General features: G+C 58.4%; 13 protein-coding genes and 2 pseudogenes. 5 read left to right on the top strand and 10 right to left on the bottom strand.

Annotation, left to right across the window (positions count from 1 at the left end; genetic code table 11):
- Positions 1-203, top strand: a pseudogene (locus ACIOU6_RS08240) (IS4 family transposase); the annotation flags it as partial.
- Between the two features lie 75 nt (positions 204-278).
- Here the strand turns inward: ACIOU6_RS08240 and imm45 are convergent.
- On the bottom strand, positions 279-617 hold the full coding sequence (gene imm45, locus ACIOU6_RS08245; protein ID WP_339466142.1) for an Imm45 family immunity protein: 339 nt from the start codon (positions 615-617) through the stop codon (positions 279-281).
- Positions 617-1,342 (bottom strand): hypothetical protein, encoded by a 726-nt coding sequence (locus tag ACIOU6_RS08250; protein ID WP_401135298.1) that lies wholly within the window; start codon positions 1,340-1,342, stop codon positions 617-619. Before ACIOU6_RS08250 ends, imm45 begins: the two co-directional genes overlap by 1 nt.
- 59 nt (positions 1,343-1,401) lie before the next feature.
- Here ACIOU6_RS08250 and ACIOU6_RS08255 point away from each other — a divergent pair.
- Positions 1,402-1,521 (top strand): annotated as a pseudogene (locus ACIOU6_RS08255) (DUF899 domain-containing protein); the annotation flags it as partial.
- 449 nt (positions 1,522-1,970) lie between these two features.
- Here the strand turns inward: ACIOU6_RS08255 and ACIOU6_RS08260 are convergent.
- Both ACIOU6_RS08260 and ACIOU6_RS08265 read right to left on the bottom strand, forming a co-directional pair.
- Positions 1,971-2,390 carry a hypothetical protein gene (locus tag ACIOU6_RS08260; protein ID WP_401135300.1) on the bottom strand — a complete coding sequence of 140 codons (420 nt, stop codon included), beginning with the start codon at positions 2,388-2,390 and terminating at the stop codon, positions 1,971-1,973.
- Positions 2,391-2,392: 2 nt separating this feature from the next.
- Positions 2,393-13,033 carry a hemagglutinin repeat-containing protein gene (locus ACIOU6_RS08265; RefSeq protein WP_401135303.1) on the bottom strand — a complete coding sequence of 3,547 codons (10,641 nt, stop codon included), beginning with the start codon at positions 13,031-13,033 and terminating at the stop codon, positions 2,393-2,395.
- 351 nt (positions 13,034-13,384) lie between these two features.
- On the opposite strand from ACIOU6_RS08265, the gene ACIOU6_RS08270 reads away from it, so the two are divergent.
- Genes ACIOU6_RS08270 through ACIOU6_RS08280 form a run of 3 tightly spaced genes read left to right on the top strand, consistent with a single transcriptional unit; the run spans position 13,385 to position 18,848 of the window.
- Complete coding sequence (locus ACIOU6_RS08270; RefSeq protein WP_401135306.1) at positions 13,385-14,629, top strand: exonuclease SbcCD subunit D C-terminal domain-containing protein; 1,245 nt, start codon at positions 13,385-13,387, stop codon at positions 14,627-14,629.
- A complete protein-coding gene (locus ACIOU6_RS08275) occupies positions 14,626-18,267 on the top strand; it encodes an AAA family ATPase (protein WP_401135309.1) in 3,642 nt (1,213 codons plus the stop codon). Before ACIOU6_RS08270 ends, ACIOU6_RS08275 begins: the two co-directional genes overlap by 4 nt.
- Positions 18,264-18,848 carry a glutathione S-transferase gene (locus ACIOU6_RS08280; protein WP_401135312.1) on the top strand — a complete coding sequence of 195 codons (585 nt, stop codon included), beginning with the start codon at positions 18,264-18,266 and terminating at the stop codon, positions 18,846-18,848. The genes ACIOU6_RS08275 and ACIOU6_RS08280 overlap by 4 nt, the downstream gene beginning before the upstream one ends.
- 10 nt (positions 18,849-18,858) lie before the next feature.
- On the opposite strand, the gene ACIOU6_RS08285 is transcribed toward ACIOU6_RS08280, so the two are convergent.
- The 6 genes from ACIOU6_RS08285 to ACIOU6_RS08310 all read right to left on the bottom strand — a co-directional run bounded on the left by ACIOU6_RS08285 (position 18,859) and on the right by ACIOU6_RS08310 (position 23,133).
- Positions 18,859-19,116 (bottom strand): hypothetical protein, encoded by a 258-nt coding sequence (locus tag ACIOU6_RS08285; protein ID WP_339433184.1) that lies wholly within the window; start codon positions 19,114-19,116, stop codon positions 18,859-18,861.
- The gene (locus tag ACIOU6_RS08290; RefSeq protein WP_401135316.1) at positions 19,113-19,325 is read right to left on the bottom strand and encodes a hypothetical protein; all 213 of its coding nucleotides are present in this window, start codon (positions 19,323-19,325) and stop codon (positions 19,113-19,115) included. Before ACIOU6_RS08290 ends, ACIOU6_RS08285 begins: the two co-directional genes overlap by 4 nt.
- A gap of 252 nt (positions 19,326-19,577) precedes the next feature.
- The gene (locus ACIOU6_RS08295) at positions 19,578-19,757 is read right to left on the bottom strand and encodes a hypothetical protein (protein ID WP_221734014.1); all 180 of its coding nucleotides are present in this window, start codon (positions 19,755-19,757) and stop codon (positions 19,578-19,580) included.
- Between the two features lie 156 nt (positions 19,758-19,913).
- A complete protein-coding gene (locus ACIOU6_RS08300) occupies positions 19,914-21,089 on the bottom strand; it encodes a lactonase family protein (protein ID WP_401135319.1) in 1,176 nt (391 codons plus the stop codon).
- On the bottom strand, positions 21,076-21,387 hold the full coding sequence (locus ACIOU6_RS08305) for a DUF5629 family protein (RefSeq protein WP_221734016.1): 312 nt from the start codon (positions 21,385-21,387) through the stop codon (positions 21,076-21,078). Before ACIOU6_RS08305 ends, ACIOU6_RS08300 begins: the two co-directional genes overlap by 14 nt.
- 165 nt (positions 21,388-21,552) lie before the next feature.
- The gene (locus tag ACIOU6_RS08310) at positions 21,553-23,133 is read right to left on the bottom strand and encodes an aldehyde dehydrogenase (NADP(+)) (protein WP_401135322.1); all 1,581 of its coding nucleotides are present in this window, start codon (positions 23,131-23,133) and stop codon (positions 21,553-21,555) included.
- Positions 23,134-23,139 lie beyond the last annotated feature (6 nt).

Below are 23,139 nucleotides of genomic sequence, written 5' to 3' on the forward strand. Positions count from 1 at the left end.
TAACGGGGCTTCAGGCTCGCCAAAGTAACTTGGAGCGGCGATATCAAAGCAACAGTCTCAGAGAACGACGAGTGCTTTCATTGTGGCGGCTTGGCTTGGAATACTGGCGTAGGTGCATAGAGTTCGGAGGCAGCGGAGACTGGGAAAAATTGGAGAAAGCTCTGCGCGATGAGGTGCATCATCAGACGCAGAGCCTGGAGTAGATTTGTGGGGATCCCTCAGGGACAGACTGCGTTTTCGGAGCACTTCCCAAACGTGGTTCGTCCCATTTACCACTCCTAGCGAGTTGTCAACTTCGTTGGCACCTCTATCGAATCAAACAAGTAAACATCTTCAACCGAGCACTCTGGATATATCCATTTCTCCCAGTTCGCAACAACCCACTCCCTCGAAATTCCGTGTTCACCCGATGCGCAGCTTTCCAATGGCAAATGCACCAGTACTAACCCTGATTTATTCCCGGAAGCCACTACCAGAGAATGGCCAAAATTTTCGTCTGGTATATCGACCACCATGAAGTCCACAATCGCTTCGTACGGCCAACTGGCGGGCACCCGAAAAACCTGCCCCCTGACAATAACGGGATCTAAGCATTCGACGAGTTTGATACTATTCATCACTTCATCCTCAAATCATGTTTACCCGAGTCATCTTTGGATTTAGGAATAGGTGTCAAATCAAACTTAACCTCTCCTTGATGTTTCCCTCGGCTATTCACCTGTTCCCACCTACCGTGCTGACTGTCAACTGCGTAAAAATATCCATCGGATCCGGCATAAACATCTCTGCCATTCAATTTCGTCAGGAAACTGTCCTTAGGCCAACCCAGGGAATCGGCTAACTCCCTTGCTCTGGTTTTTACAATCGCCACCCGTTCACCCGAAGGGAGGGTAGCCAAAGACTTCTCAAATTCCGACGCAGACTGCCCCCACGGCAGGCTATAAACGTTCCCTAACGACGGATTTTCTACGATAGGCGTTGTGTACGTACCGTCTCCCGTCTCAACGACCGGGCTCCCGCCCGTGTCGGTGGGCAAAGAGGGTTGCGTCACGAAACCGCCAACGCTTACAGGATGCAGAGTGTCATTATCTACGGCTGGATTCGTCAATACTCCATATTTTGGGTCCAGTAACGTGACCGGAAAGGTCGTACCCAGCATCAAGGCCCACAGTTCAGCCGAAATGGATAACTGCTGAGATCCGCTATAACCCGCCTCACCGGCAGACGCGACTAACGCATTAACTGCATCTCGTGTGTTCTCCTGATTTTTTGTTCCAGCGGCAGACGAAAGAAGCATTGCCCCTAAAGCTGCAATTGCACCGCCAGCCAAAGCTAAAGGCACGGATCTATCAGGGACAGACTACGTTTTCGGAGCACTATCTAAACGTGGTGTGTCCTATTTATAGCTTCCTCGACCTAACGACCAAGGGCAGGAATGAGGACGAGATCATGGAATGGGGGCGGCATCATGATCAGTATCAAGATCAGAAAAAACCCATTTGTTGCCATAGCAGACAATGACCAACGCCGGGAGGCCAGCGTGGGAATTAACACTAACTCCCAGAGAAGGCTATACCGCACTATCACCTGGGGCAGGTTTGTCCCTGACAACACGTTGACCCTTTCACTCCTCGCCCCGAAATTACTGCAACTCATATTCTTTCAGCAATAACCTCTAACTCTTCCCACATCCCGGTAAGGCCAATACTATTCATGTAAGTAGCGTAGTCCAAAAAAGGCGCAACCCCAATTTACTCGATCTTGAACCACGTTGCATCACACTCCGCACAAATGAAAATAACAGCTTCGGTTACTTTGATTTTCGCCTTAACAATATAGTCCTGCTGACATCTTGGGCAAAGCATATAAACCTTTTCATGTACTGGACATAACCGGGGATAGACCAGGTTTATTTAAACGGGTACTGCCCCATTTATCCCCGCGCGTCGAGAACTACAACACCCCCCTTTTTATTCGGTCCACATATCCATAAACTCACGATCATGGCGTTTGTTGGTTAACCAGATAAAAAAATCGTCAAATTGTTCCTCAGACCAAGGATCCATCGGATCAAGTTCCACAGCCGGGTACTCAAACTCAAGAGCTGAGCTATTCAAGCCGGAAAATTTCACCTTGTTTGTATCTCCATTCTTTTTAACAGAAACACTCCAGGACGGATCACTGAAAAGTACCTTGCTACGATTAACAAATAGAACAGGGCCGTCTATCGATGAATAAACCCCTGCAAATCCGCCAGAAAAACTCACATACAAAGCCTTGTTTCTTGGCTCTCTTTGGCCCGACTCTTCCTCTGTGATGGGGTTGTAATTTTCATCACACAACAAAACGAAGCGACGGTCATTTTTATGCTGAAAAACTATATATTCCATTCTTATCCCCGTCCTACCGAGCCTTCATAGCGTTGAAGATACGAGTCAGGTTTCTTACTCAACCATTCGCCAAAATTTCCGAGCAAAGTATCGATATCCGGGTTTGGCCGAGCTGCTGACTTGATGATATCGCTGTACGAACGACCATTCTTGATCAAATATTCAACGGTCGGCCCAAGCGCGTCGCCGCAGCGATCAAGATTGACCTCATAAATAAAGTCTTTAAGTGGACCCGGCGATAAGTCCTTATATTCCACGCCCAACTGACGCCTGGCTTGGTTAGCTTCCGTCGCGAGGTTGCGGAGTTCATCCTGTGTCATGTTCGGCTGTATTCTTTCCGCATAAGAGGAAAGTTCAGCGACTTTCCGCTCATATTCTTTTCGCAAGGGATTCGACTTGATACTTTCGCCGAGGCTATCAATCAGCTTCTGCTGAATAACCACTCGATTAAAACCCGTTACCACTGGAGGCGCAACAGGCGGATCAAGCACCGGTACATCCGTATCCCGCACTACACCCGGTAGCTTGCTGATCTGGGTTTTGACAGTGTCCAGATCAAACGATGCCCCGATTTTCTTGACAGTGTTGACCGAGACATCAATACCCATCCGCGAAAGGGTCAACGCGCTATTTGCAGAACTGCTCCCACCGCCCGCCAGCAGCTGAACCACGAGCGCCACGGCTTGCCCCATTTGCCTGCCGAGATTTTCTGCGTTGGCATCGCCGCCTTCGGTGAGCGCCTGCCCAATCTGATCAATCTGGGATTTGAATGCAGCGCCAACTGCTTTGCCCAGCAGCGCCTGGGCCTCATCAGAGCCAGCGAACTCCACGACGGCGTCCCAACTCTGTACAGGGTCCCTCATCAACATGACGGCGCTATCCAAAGTCCCTAGACCCGCTCCCGCCATCCCATCGGTAAAGCCTTTAAGAACCCCCGATCCGGTCAGCAAATCCTGCCGCGTAGACTGGATCTGCCACTTCGCCGCAATCGCTATTTTTTTCAGGACATTGGGTTCGGCATCAATTTCTTTCATGGCTTGGACGTATTGCTGCGTCGCCAACCAGTTGTTGTCGATGTTCGCCGTAGCTGCGTTATTCGCTGTGGCGGCGCCATTCGGATTGCTCATGGCCGCAATGCCGGTCACCAGGCTGGTGATGATGTTGCGTTTGGCTTCACGCTCTATCGCTGTTTCATTTGGATCAGTGTCTGCGAACAGTCCCGCCAGCACGCTCGCTGCTGAGCCGCCCAAAGCACCCGCCGAACACGACTGGCTGCTGGCCGCCGCACCGGCGCAGCCGAGAATCGCATGCAACGCGGCGTGTGTAGGGCTGCCTTCCTTCAGACCCTTTTTCACCCAATCACCGATATACGATGAGCCTTGCTGCTGGACGTAATTGACCACCATGTTCTGGGCAAACTGCGCACTGCTACCGCTGACGTTGCCGCTTATGCCGGCGACGAGGGCTGTAGCGATCTGGCGGTAAGTACCGCCTGCCCCCCAGTTATCGCCAATTTCCTTGATCTGTTGCTTGAGCTGTAGGTAATTCTCGTGGTGAGCCAGTTGAGCCTTCTCGGAAAGTTTCGGATCAAAGGACGCCGCCAACTCCAGATCAGCCTGCTTCTTCTTGCTATCCATCTCCCGCGCACGGTCTTCAACGAACTGAGAAACGTTCTGCACAAACTTTCCGACGATCTCGAAGTTCGCACCGATTTCTTCTGCATTGAAGATAGGCTTCAGCTTATTGCTGCCATCGCGATCACTTGAAACATTCGTGTTTATCGCTGCGATGGTTTGCTCAGCGGTCTGCCCTGTGAGTTCCTGCTGTTTTGCGCCATTGGTGATGGTCACCGCCGCGCCACTGATGCCGCTATGGGTGGTACTGCTGGAACTATCACTGGCGAAGAGAACGACAGGCGTAGTAGCGCTCACGCCATCCTTACTGGCGACAACTGGACCACCCCGGCTAGCGGTGGCGCTGGCATTACCGTTTTTGTCACGCCCGATGTCGCCGCCATAACCACCACTCAAATTGATACTGCTGGCGTCGTACTCAGCCTTGTTTTTCACATCCGACGTGGTGAGTGTGCCGGTGCTCAAGGTGTTCTTGCCGTCAGCCACGGCCTTGTCAGTGCTGGCAATGACAGCGCCAACCAGATCGGTATTGCCCGCCACTTCAACCTGGAAGCCGCCATTGCCCGCTTTGATGCCCGACTGCTCGGAGACACTGGCGTATTCGCTGTTCATGTTCTGCTGGGAAACACCACCGCTGACACTGCTGTTGCCGAAACAGAATGGCGGCACGCAGACGCTGACGCCGACGTTTGCGCTCGACTGTTTCGAGGTGTAGGTGCTGGTGTCCTGCAGGCTCTCGATGTTGAGGTCGCCGCCGACCTTGACCTTGACCGTTTCACCGCTGGCGGTCGCGCCTTTGATGTTGGTATCACCGCCGCTTTTCAGGCTCAGCGTGCCACCGGACTTGACCGAGGTGTTGGTGTGCGTGACGTCATCACCATCGCTATTGCCGCGACCTTTGTTGGCTGCCAGATCAAGGGTGAAACCGTTCTGTTCACCAAAACCGAAGCCGACCCCGACACTCCAGCCGCTGTTGCTGTTGCTGCTTTCCTGATGCGCTGTGTTTTGCGCCGACAGCAGATTGATCGCGCCAGTGGCGTCGAGGGAAACATTGCCACCGCCTTCGATACGACTGCCGACCACATTGATGTTGCTGTCCGCCCCCGCACCTTTGGCGACGATATTGATGTTGCCGCCCGCCATCACACCGCTGCCGACGACGTTACTACCGCTCTGGCTGCTGTTCATCTGGCTTTGGCTGTTGCTCAGATTGACGCTGACTTTCACCCCACCCAGAGGGTTTTGCATCATCGACTGACCGGCGTCCAGTGCCTGGTCGGCACTCATCGCCGCGTTGACGGCAGCCAGTGCAAGCATCCGGCCGTCAGTCGTCTTCTCGGCCGCTTCACCCATTTGCTGGATGCCACGCAAGGCATCAAGCAACGGAATGCTCACCGTGCCACCCACCGCCGTACGGTTGGTGCTGGCGGTTTTGGTGGCGCGGAGGCTGTCGTAACCTTCACCGATATCAACGTGCCTGGCCGCAATATCGATGTCGCCGACCGGCGCCACCAACTGACTGGCGGTCTGGGTGTAATGATCCCTGGCAGTCAACGAAATGTTGCCGCCCAACGAGGCGATCTGGCTGCCCGACTGGCGTGTGACCGTGCTTTGCTCACCTTCCCTGGTTTTGACGATCCCCGTCGCGCCCTGCCACCAGGTACCGATTTCACCGACCTTTTTGCTGCCGGACGACGATCCGGCAGTGGACGTGCTTTCAGCGCTGATGACCTCCAGATTGCGCCCGGCATTGATCGTGATGTTCTTGTCGGCCACCAGAGTGCTGCCTTCAACGACGGTGTCTTGGCCACTCCTGATTTGCAGGCTACCGGCGCTGATGTCGCTGCCGATACTTTCTGTGGAGCGTTGCTGGCCGTTCTGCGACTTCTGCGTGTTCGACAAATAACCCGTCAGATTCGCCCCGGTCTTGCTTGAGCTTTGCGACTGGCTGGAGGTCTGCGTTTCCTGGGCTGCACCGATGAATACGTTATTGGCCGCCGTCAGCTTGATTTCATCCTCGGTACGCAAGGACGCCGCGCTCAGCGTGATGTCGTTGTCGGACTTGAGTTCCATGCTCTTGGCGACCCACTCGGTACTGTTCAGGTGGGTCTGGGTGACTTCAGCACTGCTCGATTTGCTCGACGACCAGCCTTTCTTCGACGAGGCGCTGGATTGACTGGCGTAGTCCTCGGCCGCCATCAGGTTGATGTCGCGGCCGGCAGTTGCCAGCAACGAACCGTCAGATTTGACCTTGGCGCCTTCGGCATTAATGTCCTGCCCGGCCGACATCACCAGTTTGCTACCGGCCTCAATGCTGGAGCTGACTGACGCGATGCTTTCGCTTTCGGTCATGGTCGATTTTTTCTTGCCGAAGTCACCTTTTTTGGTCTTGGTATAGAACGAGTGATCGATGTTATCGGCCGTCACCAGACTCAGGTCATCACCGGCATAGATGTAAGCTTCACCCGCCGATTTGACCTGGCTGGCGACCAGATTCAGGTCCTTGTCGGCATTGAGGGTCAGGTTGCCTCCTGACTTGATGACGCTCGACTGCTGACTGACATGATCCTCTTCAGCGCGGAACTTCTTGTTCCAGCCGCTGGCATGAGTTTCGTTGGCCGCGGAAGAGATCGTCAGATCACGTTTGGCATTGAGATCGACATCGCCTTTACCCTCGACCTGACTGGCAACAACGTTGATGTCGCGCTGCGCCGTGACCTTCAATGCGCCGCCGGCATTCACCTCAGATCCATACTGGGTCACCGAGGTATTGATGTGATTGGCGTCGTTGTAAGCCGATTTCTGCTCGGCTGAATCGATCAGCACATCGCGTTTGGCGGTCAACGTGATATCTCCGCCGCTTTTCAGTACGCTGCCGGTGTTGTCGATGTCGCGTCCGGCGTTGATGACCAGAGCATTAGCGGCTTCGATGCGTGAAGCGCTGTCGACGAAATCTGCACGCTCCTCATGACGCGCACCGCTGCTGGTGTGGGTCGTCACGGTGCGCTCGTTGATGACGTCACCGTTTTTGCTTTCCAGCGTGACATCACGACCGGATATGATCCCGCCGGCCTTGTTCGTCAGGTCATTGGTAGCGGTCAGTTTCAACAGGTTGCCTGCCTCGACCAGACCACTGCTGACCAGATCCTTTTTCGCCGTGGCATCGAGGTTCTGGCTGGCGCGCAACGTCCCGGAGTTCTCCAGGTTTTCCCCGGCGATCAACGTAACGTCATTGCCCTGGATCAGGGAACCATTGGCGGCGAGGCGATTGTTGGCGTTGGCTAGGTACAGCACCGGCACCAGCACTTTTTCGCCATTCACTACGCGCTCTTCGAGCCAGACGATGTCATGGGTCAGTGCAGCGACTTGTTGCGCCGTCAGGTTGACCCCGACGCTGAGATTCAGCGCAGTTTTGCTGGCGATGGCGTTGTCCATCAGGCGTTTGTAGACGGCTTCGTCGGAGGCCTGCCCGTCAATGAAACGCTGGCCCGTACGCGCAACAACGGCTTGTTGGACCAGTTTTTGTTCGAACAGGCCATCGCCCAGACGCTTGGCGCTCTGGTCAGGGTCGTAACCGAGGTTCTGCAGCAAATAGTCCGAACTCATGAATTGCTTGAGGTCGGTGAGCACAGGATTGGTTTCGATCAGGTATTTGTGCGGCTGGGATTTTCCGGCATTGCTGGGCAAGCCCTGAACACGATTGATGGTCAGCGCAGTGGACGTTGCCCCGGCGGTGACTTTACCGCCGCTGAGGGTCCAGCTTTGCGGGCCGGTTGCAACCGGATCGCTGCTGCCCACGCCACTCAGACGGAACAACCCATTCTGGCCGGTGGGCAGGCTGAAACCTGGCAAATCGATCGGGTCTACCTGTTGTTGTGCCAGATCCGGCGGCAGCTGCGGATTGATCCGCACTTGTGTTGAATAACCGCTGCCAACGCCGGTATTGGTGGTGGTCTTACCCCCGGTAACGTAAGCGTAGTAAGGGCGTACGACGCTGTTATCGATTTTGTTCGTCGCGTCGAGGGTGATGTTGCCACCCGCCTGAATAATGGCGTCCAGCGACTGCCCGTTGGTGACCGTGGTGACGGGCTGAAATTTCTCGCCCATCAACCGCAGGAAGTTACTCAGATCCTGTTCATAGGTGGCCGACGGTGTCGGGTTATTGGCTCGGAATATCGCGGCCAGTCTGATCGCCGAAGCGGTCTGGTCGACCCAACTGACGAACTTGCGGGTCGTCTTGATTTCCTGCTCCTGGACCCCCTGATTGGTGATCGACGACGCCGTGATCCTGATGTCACCGGAAGCCGTGATCAAGCTGCTGGTGTTGTTCACCTGACCGCCATTGATCGTCAGGCCGGCGCCGCTGTTGATCGATGCGGCTTCAGAGTGCTCACCGACTTTCAGGCGATCGACTTCATCGACGATCCACAGGCCGTTCCTGCGGCCGCCACTACGAAAATCACAGCCAGGTCCAGCAATCAGCGCGCACGATAACTCGGTAATGGTTGCCCCGCTCTTCTCATGATCGGAATACTTCAGCACGTCCATCACGTTGTTGACAGTTGCAGCGGCCAACGTCATTTCGCCGGAGCTTTCAATCGAGCCGGAACGGTTGTCCAGCAGATCGGCCAAAGTCTTGTTTTTGTCCCTGGCGATCAACAGGCTGCCGAGGCTGTAGACCTGGCCATAACTGTTGGTGAAGGTGGGCGTCAGCAGTTGCATGGCTTCGCCGCTGAAGATCAATCCGCGCTCGTTGCGAAGCGCACCCGCCGTCAATGTCAGGTTCTTCGCAGCACCCAGGGTGCCGCTGTTGGCGATGTTGCCGGCCGCCAGCGTCATATCGCCAGCCGAGGTCAGGCGACCGGCATTGCTGAGCAGTCCACCGACGTTGATCGTGGTATTGCCACCACCGCCGACACTGGATGCAGTGCCCAGAATAAGCTGAGCCGCACTCAGACCGAGGTCACCGAGACTGCTGACCCGTCCAGCGCCAGAGTAGGTGCCGCCCAGCGTGAGATCGAGGCTGCCATCACTGGCAATCAACCCGTCATTGTTCCAATTGCCGCCATTGCCGATCAGCTTGTTCACCGCCAGCAGCTGCCCGCTCGCTGTTTGATTCAGACTGTTGATATTGACCGTCAGGCGATCCGCCTGAATCAGGCTGCTGTTGGTCCAGCTATCCGCCGCCAAGGTGAGCCCACCACGGGTAACGAAGCTGCCGCCCGCGCTGCCGAGTTGCCCGGTGGCAATATCGAAAATCCCGCTGCCGACATGCAGAATGTTGCCGCCAGCATTGAGCAAGGCGCCCGCGCCAAGGCTGAAATCGCTGTTGGCACTTTCGACGGTGCCGCTCCGGTTATCGAATGCGCCACCCATGCTGAACACGGTTTTACCGGTGCTGCCCAATGCACGCAGTTGCCCGGTCTGGTTGTCGACGCTGCCAGCGGTGACGCCCAGCATACTGGCGCTTTCGATAATGCCTTTGCGGTTATTGAGAAGGCCGCGCAGGCTGAGGTCGACCTGTTTGCCACCGACCAGGCTGTCGGCGCTGCCATTGTTGTAGAAGTCGTTACCGGTAACGCCGACACGCTCCAGCGCAATGAGGCTGCCATTGCGGTTATCGAAGTTGCCGGACGGGCCGGTATCGATGATCGCATCGCCGTTCTGTGCGGTGATGCGGCCACCGTCGTTATAGAGTCCGGCCAAGGCTTTGAGGGTCAGGCCTTGCGCTTGAATCACCCCGCCCTGCCCGTTGCGCAGTACCCCGAAGACTTGCGCGCTGAAGGTGTTTTTCAGGCTGGACAGCACACCGCCACGACTGTCGAGGCTGGCCGCCGTGATAGCGAGATCGCCAGACTTGGCGACCACACGACCGCCCCGGTTATCAATGACGCCGCCAACGCTGGCCGTCAGAGTACCCTCGCTTTGCAGCGAGCCTTGTTGGTTGTCGAGGCTGGCGGCGGTCAACGTCAGATCAGCGGTATCGCTGTAGATCAGGCCGTCATTGCCGTTTTGCACAGCGCCATTGGCGGTCAGCGTCAACGTGTCATTGGCGGCGACACGACCACCGTTGCGGTTGTCGAGACCAACGGTGGACAAGGTCAGCAGCGCTTGACTGAGCAGTTTGCCGCCCTGGTTGTTGATCTGCGCAGCGCGTTCGATAACCAGCGGGCCGGCGCTAACCAACTGGCCTTGGGTATTGGTCAGCGTGCCGAGCAGGTTGAGGGTGATGGCTGCATCGGCCGCCAGCACGCCTTCGCTGTTGTCCAGATCCGTCCCGGTGAAGCGAATGTCCTGTTTTGCATTGACGGTAGCGTTGGTGTTGTTCAGGGAACTGGCCTGGATATCCAGACTGACACCACTGTCGATCAAACCACCCTGCGCGTTGTTCAGGCTGCCAGCGACGACCAGCGTCTGCCCACCTTCGCTGGAGAGCACGCCTTTGTCAGAGTTATCGAGATTGGCCGCCGTGACGCTCAAGGTGCCCTTGCTGACCAGCGCACCGGTGTTGCTGTTCTGGATGTCACCAGTGAGATCCACCAGCAGGTCGCCGTCGCGGCTCGACAAAGTACCGTGGTTTCGGTTGTCGAGGCTGCCACCGCGCAAGCTGAGGTGCTGCCAGCCGGAGATCAGACCGTTGAGGTTGCGGGTACTGGTCGCCGTCAGATCCAGTCCCTCACGACTGAAGAGCTTGCCGTCGCTGTTGTCCAGATTGCGCGCTGTGAGCGCATAGCTCAGGTTGCTGGAGAGTTCACCATTCTGGTTGTAAAGATCCCGCAGGTTATCGAGGGTCAACAAGCCTTTGGTGGTGATCAGACCTTTGGCGTTATTGAGGTCGCCAAGTGCACTGCCAAAGTCTATGGCAATGGCGCTGCCGAGCAGCGAGCCGCCGTTCTGGTTATTCAGATTGGCGGCGCCGATGTCGAGTTTGCCGGTCGCATTGATCAGGCCGGCGTCCTGATTGTCGAGTTGCCCGTCAACGCCCAGCCGCAGGTTGGTCTGGCTGGTGAGCGTGCCGCCATTGTTGTTCACACTGCCGGCCCTGGCATCGATGCTGGCGGCGGCAATCGTGCCTTTGAGGTTGACCAAAGCCTGCTGCACGCGCAGGGTCAGCACCTGATTGCTCAGCAGTTTGCCATTGCTGTTGTCCAGGCTGGTGGCGGCGAATGTAAACGCCTGGGCGCTGGAAATTTCGCCTTCGCGGTTGTCGATCTTTTGCAGTTGTTTCAGCACCAGCAGTGGAGCGTTGATCAATCCACTCTGGTTGTTCAGCGCGCCGTGATTCAGATCCAGAGACAGCGAAGTGTCGCTGGTAAGTTGGCCGCCATTGTTTTGATCGAGGCTAGCGACACTGGCCGTCAACGCCTTGTTGCTGGCGATCTGGCCCTTGTTACTGTTGTCGACGTTGCCGGCCTTGAGCGTAAGGCTACCGGGCGAGGTCAGTTTGCCTCCCTGATTGTTCACCACGCCTGTGGCATCGATGCTCAGGGAAGTGCCGGCGTTCACCAGCCCTGCGACGTTGTCCAGCGACGCCATGCGCAGGGTTACATCGGCCAGGCCCGACAGCTCGCCACCGTTGTTGTTCATCTGACCGACAGTCGCTTTGAGCGATCCGCTGGCGTTGATCAATCCCTTGTTGTTGAGCACTTGGCTTGCGTTCAGATCGAGCGTGCCGCTGCTCAGCACCCGGCCATCGTTGCGGTTATCCAGCGTCGCCGTGGTGACGCGCGTTGCCTGCCCGCTCAGAGTGCCGCCCTGATTGCTCAGGGATTGCGCCGCGATGACTGTCAGGTTGCGGCTGGCGATGACGCTTTTGCCAGTGTTGCCGACACTTTGCGCATTGATACTCACATCGCCTGCGTTGTTGCGACTGTTATCGACATTGACCCCGGCTTCGATGATGCCGGCGTTGATCAACTGGCCGCCGGCACTGAGTCTGATGCCATCGCGAGCCGCGAAGGTCTGGCGGTTTGCAAGATTGCCCTGGGTCTGCACGTTCAGTACGGTGCCAGCGTAGACAGGACCTTGTGCATCGAGGCTAGCGGCTTTGACGTTGATCGCGTTGGCCGCCGAAGCTTGCGCCATCGTCAGTTGGCCATTGGCGTCGATCTGGATATCACCGCCACTGGCGGCCAGATTGCCCGCCAGTTTCACCCCGACCCCAGCCTCGGTGCCGACCAGTTTGATCGCCCCGGCGTACATGCCGCCCAGCGCCGAGGAGTCGATCGCCAACTGCGGCTTGGCGCTGCCATCATCGGCACGGGCCGTGGTATTCAAGGTTTGCGCGTTGACGTCGTTGCGCCCGGCGACGATGGTCAGGTTCTGTGCCTGAAGTTGCGCGTTGATCTTGGCGCTACGGGTGATGATTTCGAACCGGTCGACGTTGGTGGCATTGAGGCCTGCACCTTCGATGGCCACCGAACCCTGATCAACCTGAAAACGATCTAGCCGACCGTTGTCGAGCACCGGTTTACCGGTGGTCAATGTCACTCGTGGCGAGTTGATGAAACCGCAACCGTTGCAAGTGATGCCGTAAGGGTTGGCGACGATAACCCGCGCGGACTGCCCCGCCACTTCCGTGTAGCCACGCAACTGACTCGGGTTGCCACTGATGACTTCGTTGAGAATCGCCTGCGCCGAACCGCTGTTCTTCAGGTTCGGGTTACCGATGATGTGACCACCCAGTTGTGTGGCGGAGGTCTGCACAGAGCCGTTGTTGAGGATGACGCCCTGCGCCCCTACGTTGTAATCGTGGAACTGGTTGTGCGACAGCCCGCTGCCATTAGGCGTGGCTATGTTAATGATCGGCACACCGTTGCCCGCTCGATCCAGCGAGGTGTTCGGGTTGGCCACGACAATGCCGTCGGCCTGCGCCCACATCGGTTGCCAGAACATGACGTTCGCCAGCAGGAACGCCAGCCCGCGCTTGGGCATGCCCAGGAACGTTTCTCGGGTTTTCACGGCAGCAGAGGGCTGACGTGCGAGCAAGGCGAAGTGGCGGACGTCCATGTTTAAAATCTCATTACAGCGGGCAGGAATACGGGATTGACGCCAAGCGCAGCTGCTCCAACAGGCCCGCACCTTGGCGCCGATGAGAGCAAACAAGAGTAAGGCGAGACTGCTAGCGCATTGATATCAAATTAGTGGCGCGATATTAGATAGCCACTATTTTGGCGTCAATTAATAGATGCATCCGCCGACTGTTACTGACTAATGATGAGGGCCAAACCCAGCACTCCGTTGGCAAGCACTCGCATCCACAACAAGCCCTCCCGCCGCAATAATCTGTAAACTCCCCCCTCTTTAGCCGCCCATCTTTCACCCGCGGCCATCACCTCTTTATCTGTAGCGGAGTCCACCTTGCGTCTGTTTCACACCTCCGACTGGCACCTTGGGCAAAACCTGCACGGCCAGGAGCGCGATTTCGAGCATGCGTGCTTTCTCGAATGGCTGCTGCGCCAACTGAAACTGGCGCAGCCGGATGTGCTGTTGATTGCCGGGGACATCTTTGACACGGTCAATCCGCCGGTCAAAGCCCAGGAACGCCTCTACGATTTCATCGTCAGCGCCCACGAGCAGCAGCCGTTGCTGACCATCGTGATGATCGCCGGCAACCACGATTCCGGCTCGCGGATCGAACTGCCGGCACCGTTGATGCGCCGTTTGCGTACCCATGCGCTGGGTCGGGTGTTGTGGCTGGATGACGGCCAGCTCGATGCCGAACGTCTGCTGCTGCCACTGCCGAATGCCCAAGGCGAAATCGCCGCGTGGTGCCTGGCGCTGCCGTTCCTGCGTCCGGCCGAGGTGACTGGCGCGCATCTGGGTGACAACTACCTACGCGGTATCGGCCAGGTTCACGAATGGCTGATCGAAGCCGCCAATGCCAAGCGCAAGCCGGGTCAGGCGCTGATCGCGATCAGCCACGCGCACATGGCGGGTGGTTCGGTGTCGGAAGACTCCGAGCGCAGCCTGATCATCGGTAATGCCGAAGCGCTGCCCGCCAGCCTGTTCGGGCCGAGTATCAGCTATGTCGCCCTCGGCCATTTGCACAAGCCGCAGAAGGTCAACGGTGAGGAGCGCATCCGCTACAGCGGCTCGCCGATTCCGTTGTCGTTCTCGGAGATCGGCTATCAGCACCAGATTCTCGACATCACCCTCGACGGCGAAACCTTGGTCAGCGTCGAGCCGAAACTGATCCCGCGCTCGGTCAACCTGCAACGCATCGGCCCGGCGCCGCTGGCAGAGATTCTGCTGCAACTGGCGGACCTGCCGAACATCGATCTGCTCGCCGAAACCCAGCGTCAGCCGTGGCTTGAAGTCCGCGTGACTCTTGACGAGCCGCAGCCAGACCTGCGCCACCAAGTGGAAAGCGCCCTGCAAGGCAAAGCCGTGCGCTTGGTGCGGATCGCCGCCGAGTACGCCGGCAACCGTGGCGCTGACGGCGAGCAAGAAGGCACGGCGCTGATCGAACTCGATCAACTTACCCCGCAGGAATTGTTCAGCCGCGCCTGGCTCGACAACTATGGTAACGAGGTCGATGAGCAGACGCTCAAGGACTTCGCCGAACTGCTGCAAGACGTGCAAATGGAGGGCGAGCAGCCATGAAGATTCTCGCCATTCGTTTGAAAAACCTGGCCTCGCTGGCCGGCCCGTTCGAAATCGACTTCACCGCTGAACCACTGGCCAGTGCCGGTCTGTTCGCGATCACCGGGCCGACCGGCGCCGGTAAAAGTACCCTGCTCGACGCCTTGTGCCTGGCGCTGTTCGGCGCCGTGCCGCGTTTGAACAACACCGGCCGTGACGCCAAAGTCCCGGACGCCGACGGCGAAATCGCCACCGGCGACCCGCGCACTCTGCTGCGCCGTGGCACCGGCGAAGGTTACGCCGAGGTGGATTTCGTCGGTGTCGATGGCCGTCGTTACCGCGCGCGCTGGGAAGCCAACCGCGCTCGGGAGAAGGCTGGCGGCAAGTTGCAGGCCAGTCGGCAGAGCCTACGCGATATCGATCAGGATCAACTGCTCGCCAGCCAGAAAGGCGAATACAAGACTCAACTGGAAGCCGCGCTGGGCCTGAACTTCGAACAGTTCACCCGCGCCGTGCTGTTGGCGCAGAGCGAGTTCAGTGCGTTCCTCAAGGCTGACGACAACGACCGCAGCGAACTGCTGGAAAAACTCACCGACACCGCGCTCTACACCCGCCTCGGCCGCCGCGCGTTCGACAAGACCAAAGAGGCCCGCGAAGCGCACAAGCTGCTGCAGGATCAGGCCACCGGCGTCACGCCGCTGCCGCCCGAAGCCCGGGCTGAACTGGATGAGCGTTTCAACGCCGCCCAGCAGCAATTGAAGTTGCAGCAAGCGCAGCTCAAGCAACTGGAGCAGCAGCACCGCTGGCTCAAGGATTTTCGTCAGTTGCAGGACGCGCAACAAGCGGCTGCCGAGCAACTGCAGGGTGCACAGCAACAGTGGGAAGCTCTGGCCAGCGAACGCCTGAAGCTGACGCGCCTGGAACAACTCGCGCCGCAACGTCACCAGTTCGCGCGCAAGTCTGAACTCGACGCGCAACTGACGCCGCTGGCGGCCCAGATTGCCGCGCACACCCAGCAACAAGGCGAACTCGGCGAACGCCAGACGCAACTGGAACAGGCACTCGATGCGGCGAAAGTCGCCCTGAGCGAAGCGCAGCAGCGACACAGCGAAAGTGCGCCGTTGTTGCGTCAGGCTTTCGAAGAGCAAAGTACCCTTGCTCGCCTCGCCAAGGACACCGCTCTCAGCGCAGAGGCCCGACAGTCTGCCGAACAGGCGTGCACACAAGGCCAGAGCGCCATTCAAGCGTTGCAGGCGAAACAGGCCGAAGTCGCTGAACGCCTGCAGAAAATCGCCGCCGAGCTGGAACAGAGCGCCGAGCTGGCGCCGTTGAGTGATGCGTGGAATGCCTACCGCGATCGCCTGCAACAGTTGATGCTGATCGGCAACCGCTTGAACAAGGGCCAGTCTGAACTGGCCAGCCTCGAACAAACCGCCAGCCGCAGCGCCGAAGAACTGACGTCGCAGAAGCAGCAACTGGAAGTGCTGTTCAAAGAGGCCGGCGCCGAACCCGATGCCGTCGCCGAGCAGATCGGTATCCTCGGTAATCTGTTACAGGACAACCGCAAACAACTGCGTGCCATTGAAGACCTGTCGCGCCTGTGGGCCACCCGCCAGGATCTGGACAAGCGCGGCGCCGAGCTGCAACAGCGCCAGCTCAAGGCCCAACAGGAACGCGAGCGCCTGACCCAGGACGGGGTCAAGACCAAAGCTGAACTGACCGTCGCCGAGCAAACCCTCAACGTCACCCGCGAACTGCTCGAACGCCAGCGTCTGGCCCGCAGCGCCAGTGTCGAAGAGCTGCGCACGCAGTTGCAGGACGATCAGCCGTGCCCGGTGTGCGGCAGCAACGAGCATCCGTATCACCAGCCCGAAGCGTTACTGCAAAGCCTCGGCAAACACGATGAAAGCGAACAGGCTAACGCACAGCAGGTGGTCGATCAGCTCAAGGAAAAACTGACGGAGTTGCGCGCCGAAGTCGGCGGGGTCATTGCTCAGCAAAAGGAACTGCTGCAGCAACAGGAACAACTGGCCGACCAGCAACAAGCCCTCGCGCCGAGCCTCGACGCTCATCCGCAAGCGGCGCAGTTGATGAACCAAGACGCCGACAAACGCGACGCCTGGCTCAGCCGGCAAAACGAGCAGTTGAACCAAAGCATCGCGCAGGACGAACAACGCCAAAGCGCCCTGCTCACCCTGCAACAGGACGCCGCGCGCCTGGCTCAGCAGTTGCGTCAGGCCGAAGCCGCGCACCAGCAGGCCGCACAGCTGCTGAGTAACCAGCAGCGAGAACTGGGCAGCGACCGTCAGCGCCTTGACGAAGAGTTGTCGGCGTTCAGCCATTTGTTGCCGGCAGACACCCTTGAAGCCTTGCGCCTTGAGCCGGCGGCGACGTTTATGCAACTCGACCGCCAGATTGCCGAGCGCCTGGCGCAAGTCGATCAGCAAAAGGAAGAGCTGGCCGAACAGCAACAACGCCAGCAGACGCTGGAAAAAGAACAGGATCGTCAGCAACTGCGCGCCCAGCAATTGCAAACCGCCGAACAGCAGTTCACTGCGCTGGCCGAGCAGCAACAAACCTGCCAGCAAAAACTTGCGCTATTGCTCGGCGAACACCCCAGCGCCGAACAGTGGCAACAGCAACTGGAACAGGCCGTGGAGCAGGCGCGCAACGCCGAAACCGGCACGGCCCGGGAACTGCAAGACGTTCGCACACAACTCGTGCAGACCGCTGCCGAACTCAACGCGCAGCAAGAACGCTTGCAGGCGCTGGACAGTGAACATCAGGATCTGGCCGGCAAGATTGCCGACTGGCGCGCCCGTCACCCCGAACTGGACGACGGCGGCCTTGAAGACCTGTTGCGAATCGACGACGCGCAAGTCGCTCAACTGCGCCAACGCTTGCAGCTCAACGAAAAGGCCATCGAGCAGGCCACGGTTTTGTTGCAGGAACGCGACCAGCGCTTGCTCGATCATCAGGCCCAACACAACGGCAACCTCGATGCCGAACAATTGGCCGGCGCCCTCACCGACCTGCAAAACCAGTTCAACCTCAGCGAGCAGCAATGCGCCGAGTTGCGTGCCGAACAGGCCGAAGACCAGCGCCGCCAGAACGCCAATCAGGCCCTGGCGCAGCAAATCGCCGACGCTTACACCGAGTACCAGCGCTGGGCACGCCTGAGTGCTTTGATCGGTTCAGCCACCGGCGACACCTTCCGCAAGATCGCTCAGGCGTACAACCTCGACCTGTTGGTGCACCACGCCAACGTGCAACTGCGCCAACTGGTCAAACGCTATCGCCTGAAACGCGGCGGCAGCATGCTCGGTCTGTTGGTGATGGACACGGAAATGGGCGACGAACTGCGCTCGGTGCATTCGTTGTCCGGCGGTGAGACGTTCCTCGTTTCGTTGGCGCTGGCGTTGGGGCTGGCGTCAATGGCATCGAGCACCTTGAAGATCGAATCGCTGTTTATCGACGAAGGCTTCGGCAGTCTCGATCCGGAATCCCTGCAACTGGCGATGGATGCTCTCGACGGCTTGCAGGCGCAGGGCCGTAAAGTCGCGGTCATTTCCCACGTACAGGAAATGCATGAGCGAATCCCGGTGCAGATTCAGGTACAGCGCCAAGGGAACGGTTTGAGCACGCTGGAGGTGAAATGAACACGCTCTATTCCTTCCGCCGCTGCCCGTATGCGATGCGGGCGCGGATGGCCCTGCGCTATTCGGGGGTGCTGGTGGAGATCGTTGAAGTCAGCCTCAAGGCTAAACCGGCCGAGATGCTGGCGATCTCGCCCAAGGGCACGGTGCCGGTGCTGGACGCGGAGGGTCAGGTGATTGATGAAAGCCTGGAGATCATGCGCTGGGCACTGGCGCACAATGATCCGCAGGATTGGCGGCTGGAGGGTGATTCGAGAGTTGCCGAGTTGATCGAAGCCAATGATCAGGTATTCAAGGTTCACTTGAATCGCTACAAGTACGCCGAGCGCTATCCCGAACAGCCGATGGAGGCGTATCGGGCTGAAGGGATGCTGTTCTTGCACAAGCTTGATGAGTTGCTCAAGGATCGTGATTACTTGCTGACGGATCATCCAAGCCTGGCGGATGTGGCGCTGTTTCCATTCGTTCGCCAATTCGCCCATGTTGATCGCGAGTGGTTCGCGCAGACGCCTTACGTGCGGCTGCAAGTGTGGTTGCAGCGCTTTCTCGAATCTGACCTCTTCACCTCGATCATGAGGAAATAAAGCACCGCGTTCAGGCCAGAGCCTGGCACATCCCGAGTGCCGAGCAATCGACTTCAAAAGGTCCGAGAAAATCGGCCGAGACTTTGATCGGCGGATTGCCGGCCATCAGCCCCAGCGTATTGGCGCGCTCAATGTTGTGCGCGATGTTGTGATTGGCCTCTATGGCTCGGGCCAGCGCGCCAACCGAGCCCTGACCAATCCCCAGTAATGAAGCACCATTGATCAGGAACGCCAGACCGGCGATGACCCAGAGTCGGTAGCCTTTCATGCTCCGCCCACTCCTGCGAGTTCAGCCCGTTCGACCGTCACGCCTTGCGAGCGAAGTTCGAACTGAATGCCGGGATGGGCAACTTGAATCGGTGCGTCGAAACGGTGTTCCATCTGCGACAAGAGGCTGACGACCAGCACCACGGCCAGGTAAAGACCGATGGCCAGGTAGGCGCCGCGTTTGGCTGAAGTGATGATTGCGCTGGCCATGGTGTTCTCCGTTGGCATGTTTCAGTGCCAGCAGAATCAATCAAAAAAGCTGCGGTAACCACTCAGGGTTTCACATAGTAACCATCAGCTTCGTTGATTATTTAGCCCATCTATCTCGACGTTGAATAAAACCTATCGCTCCGCCAAACACACACGCACAGAAGCTGCCGAAGGCTGCGATCTTTTGATTTTGCTTTTGAAAAACAAGATCAAGAGATCGCAGCCTTCGGCAGCCCTTGGGCGTGCAGACTTTCAGTGTTGGGTTTTGTGATCCAGGGCGGCATAGAAGTTGGCGCTTTGTTGCAGGTATTTCTGGGTGTAGCTCTGGGTGTGGGACTTTTTGCTGTTGACGTCAGCGTGGGCGCTGGCAGGCAATGCAACAGTGGCAGAGATGGCGGAAGCGGCGATGACGGAGAAGAGATTGAAGTTCATGGCGGTAACCCTCGTGTTCGGTTGGTTTGCTTGCCCGGCTGGGCTGTGAAGCAAACTTAACGCTCGACGGTTGCTTGCTTGAAATGCTTTGTAGCAGTAGCTGTTATCAGCGCGATTGATACAAACAGACAGGCCCCGTAAACCGGGGCCTGTGGCTTATTGTTGCGTCAGAAACTTCAGGTCGCTGGGGGCGTCCATTGGCAGTTTCTGCACGGTTTTGCCAAGCAAACCGGTCTTGCCATCGCGCTCGACGACCACAATCTCGTTGCTCTTCTGGTTGGCGATCAGCAGGAATTTGCCCGTTGGGTCGAGGCTGAACTCGCGCGGGTGATCACCTTCCACCGAGCGTCGCTGCAACTCTTTGAGCTGGCCGCTGGCCGGGTCGATAGCGAACACCAGCAACTGATTGGCGGTGCCACGGTTGCTGACATAGAGGAATCTGCCGTCAGCGGACGCGTGCAGCGCGGCGGCGGCCTTGTCTGAAGTCGGCTGCCCGGCCGCCAGATCGACCATTTGCGTCTGGGTCAGCACGCCGTCGTGGTAGTCGAACACCGCGACTTGCGCGCTCATTTCCATGGTCAGCCAGGCATGCTTGCCGTCAGCACTGAACAACAGGTGACGCGGGCCGCTGCCGGCCGGCAACGATACCGAAGCGGTTTTCGCCGGAGTCAGCGGCAGCTCCGGATTGGCTTTCGGGTCAAATTGGTAAATGAAGATTTTGTCCGCGCCCAGATCATTGGAAAACACATAGCGACCGTCCGGCGAGGACATCGTCGAATGCACATGGTTGGACGCCTGACGCTCGGGATTGACCCGGCTCGCCGGGTGGCCGCTCATCTGCACCACAGGTTTGAGCTTGCCGTCGCTGTCGACTGGCAGCACCGCCAGTGTGCCGCCCGGATCTTCGACCACCGAATAGTTGCTGACGAAAAGGTGGCTGGCGTCACCGCTGAGGCTCGAATGGGTGGGCTCGTTGCCCAGACTTTGCACCTGATTGATCAGGCTCAGCGCTTGGGTCTTTGGATCAATCGCGTAGCTGCTGACGCGGCCGATTGAATCCTTCTGGCCGGGGCCGTTTTCGTTGACCACGAACAGACGTTTCTGGTCTTTGGAAACGGTCAGCCACGAAGGGTTTTCGCTGTTGACCACTTGCAGCGGCTTGGCACCGATCTGGCCTGTGGCGCTGTCGAAATTCATTCGATAGATGCCTTGGCTGGAGCCCGCCGTGTAGGAACCGACCAGCAACTGGAAGCTTTCGGCGCAGGCATTGGAAAGGCCCATCGCGCCGACGCTGCCAGCCATCAACAGAGGCCAGAACTTACGCATTTTCATCAGTTTCATCCTCGTCGTCGCTGCTGCTGATGACGTCGCCGAGGCAGACCAGGCGATGTTCGCCGGTTGTCTTGGTATCGCTGGAAAAACCGACGATCAGCCAGCTCTGCAGGTCTTCGTCAAACGTTGCCGCTTCAACCTGCGCCGGCGTGAATTCCCAATGCTTGGCCGCTCGGCCATCGATGCACTCGATGTGCAGGTTGTCGTCTTCATCGAGGGCGAATTCGAAGGCATGCAAGCCGTCGATTTCAACCATACCGCAGTGTTCGAGGGCGTTGAGAAGGGTTTGGGCAGTCATGGCAAACAGTCTTTCTAGGGGGAAAGCGCCAATGATAGCTCATTGTCTTGGGAGAACCTTGTGGGAGCGGGCTTGCTCGCGAACGCGGTGTGTCAGTCTACAAATGTGTTTCTGACAGACCGCATTCGCGAGCAAGCCCGCTCTCACAGGGGATTAGGGGTGGGTTTAGAGGGCGTCGCGCGATGGCTTACCGTCAACCAACCGCTGGATACGCAGCGGATTGGCGTTTTTCAGCGGCTCGGGCAGCAAGCTGTCGGGGTAGTTCTGGAAGCACACCGGGCGCAGGAAGCGATCAATCGCGAGCGTGCCGACCGAGGTACCACGCGCATCGGACGTGGCCGGATACGGCCCGCCGTGCACCATCGAATCACACACCTCGACACCGGTCGGATACCCATTGAGCAGGATCCGCCCGACCTTCTGTTCCAGTAGCGGCGTCAGTTCGGGGAAGTGCTCGAAGTCAGCAGGTTCACCAATGATCGTCGCCGTGAGTTGCCCGTGAAGACCGTTCAACGCCGCGCTGAGCTGCGCTTGATCGGCCACTTCAACAATCACCGTGGTCGGGCCGAACACTTCTTCCTGCAACACTTCGTCGCCGTTGATCAACAGGCTGGCATCAGCCTTGAACAATTGCGGCTGCGCTTGAGTGCCCTGCTGTGGATTACCGGCCAGATGCTCGATGCCAGGATGTGCCAAGAGCTTGTGCAAGCCTTTGCCATAGCTGCCAAGGGTGCCGGCGTTGAGCATGGTTTGCGCCGGTTGATCGCCGATCAGCCCCGCGACCTGCTGCACAAAGGCAGTGAATTGCGGCGAGCGAATACCGATCACCAGACCCGGGTTGGTGCAGAACTGACCGCAGCCCTGCACCACCGACGCGGTGAGGTCACGGGCCACGCTTTCCGAGCGTGCCGCCAGTGCCTGCGGCAAGACGATCACCGGGTTGATGCTCGACATCTCGGCGAACACCGGGATCGGCTGCGGGCGTGCGGCGGCCATGTCGCACAGCGCACGGCCGCCCTTGAGCGAACCGGTGAATCCCACTGCCTGAATCGCCGGATGCTTGACCAGCCACTCGCCGACGCCCCCCCCGTAGATCATGTTGAACACGCCGGCCGGCATGGCGGTTTTTTCCGCCGCGCGAATCAGCGCGTCGGCCACCCGCTCAGCGGTGGCCATGTGGCCGCTGTGGGCCTTGAACACCACGGGGCAACCGGCGGCCAGTGCCGAAGCGGTGTCGCCGCCGGCCGTGGAAAACGCCAACGGGAAATTGCTCGCACCGAACACCGCCACCGGGCCGAGGCCAATGCGGTACTGACGCAGATCCGGGCGCGGCATTGGCTGGCGCTCCGGCAGCGGCAGGTCGATCCGCGCCCCATAGAAATCGCCACGGCGCAGCACTTTGGCGAACAGGCGCATCTGCCCGCTGGTGCGTCCGCGCTCACCTTGAATCCGCCCGGCCGGCAACGCGGTTTCGCGGCAAACAACGGCGACGAAATCATCACCGAGGGCATCGAGTTCATCGGCAATGGCATCGAGAAACTGCGCACGGCGTTCAGCGCTGAGGCTGCGATACGCCGGGTACGCGGCAGCGGCGGCTTTGGCGGCGGCGTCGACTTCCTGCTCGGTGGCCTGAATGAAATCGTGGGGCAGTTGTTCGCCGCTGCTGGCGTCAACGCTGTGCAGTTTCACGTCGCCCGCCGCGCTGCGCTGACCGCCGATGTAGTTGTGACCGAGAATCTGAGTCATGGGATC

This window comes from Pseudomonas sp. NPDC087615, from assembly GCF_044743445.1.
Taxonomy (GTDB): Bacteria; Pseudomonadota; Gammaproteobacteria; order Pseudomonadales; family Pseudomonadaceae; genus Aquipseudomonas; species Aquipseudomonas baetica_A.

Coding starts and splice junctions, on each gene's coding strand:
- imm45 (WP_339466142.1), bottom strand. CDS start 617: ATGAATAGTATCAAACTCGTCGAATGCTTAGATCCCGTTATTGTCAGG.
- ACIOU6_RS08260 (WP_401135300.1), bottom strand. CDS start 2,390: ATGGAATATATAGTTTTTCAGCATAAAAATGACCGTCGCTTCGTTTTG.
- ACIOU6_RS08265 (WP_401135303.1), bottom strand. CDS start 13,033: ATGGACGTCCGCCACTTCGCCTTGCTCGCACGTCAGCCCTCTGCTGCC.
- ACIOU6_RS08275 (WP_401135309.1), top strand. CDS start 14,626: ATGAAGATTCTCGCCATTCGTTTGAAAAACCTGGCCTCGCTGGCCGGC.
- ACIOU6_RS08280 (WP_401135312.1), top strand. CDS start 18,264: ATGAACACGCTCTATTCCTTCCGCCGCTGCCCGTATGCGATGCGGGCG.
- ACIOU6_RS08285 (WP_339433184.1), bottom strand. CDS start 19,116: ATGAAAGGCTACCGACTCTGGGTCATCGCCGGTCTGGCGTTCCTGATC.
- ACIOU6_RS08290 (WP_401135316.1), bottom strand. CDS start 19,325: ATGGCCAGCGCAATCATCACTTCAGCCAAACGCGGCGCCTACCTGGCC.
- ACIOU6_RS08295 (WP_221734014.1), bottom strand. CDS start 19,757: ATGAACTTCAATCTCTTCTCCGTCATCGCCGCTTCCGCCATCTCTGCC.
- ACIOU6_RS08300 (WP_401135319.1), bottom strand. CDS start 21,089: ATGAAAATGCGTAAGTTCTGGCCTCTGTTGATGGCTGGCAGCGTCGGC.
- ACIOU6_RS08305 (WP_221734016.1), bottom strand. CDS start 21,387: ATGACTGCCCAAACCCTTCTCAACGCCCTCGAACACTGCGGTATGGTT.
- ACIOU6_RS08310 (WP_401135322.1), bottom strand. CDS start 23,133: ATGACTCAGATTCTCGGTCACAACTACATCGGCGGTCAGCGCAGCGCG.